The organism is Micromonospora sp. ATLC16, from assembly GCF_057196645.1.
Genome location: NZ_JBXUOW010000196.1, coordinates 1 through 298 on the forward strand (window position 1 = coordinate 1; position 298 = coordinate 298).

At 66.1% G+C, this 298-nt stretch carries 1 protein-coding gene; it reads left to right on the top strand.

The window, feature by feature from the left end; all coding sequences use genetic code 11:
• Positions 1–112: 112 nt before the first annotated feature.
• Positions 113–298 (top strand): transposase family protein (locus AC2CHE_RS27030; protein WP_484507635.1); only part of this gene is annotated, 186 nt, incomplete at its 3' end.

Below are 298 nucleotides of genomic sequence, written 5' to 3' on the forward strand. Positions count from 1 at the left end.
CGACCCGTTGGTGATCATGGAGTTTGCGAAGACCTCATGACCCAGAACAGGACCGCACCCGCTGATGCCATCATCACTCACCGAGATCCTGCGGCCGCACCGACCCACCGGGATGCCTTCACCAGCCGTGGTAACCGATAGCGACCATCACAGCCTGTTCGTGGCACTGGCTGGCGTGCCTGACCCACGTGATCCACGAGGACGGCGCTATCCGCTGGTGAGCGTCCTCTCGGCGGCGGTCTGCGCGGTGCTGGCCGGGGCGTGCACGTTCGCCGCGGTCACCGACTGGGTCCGCAAC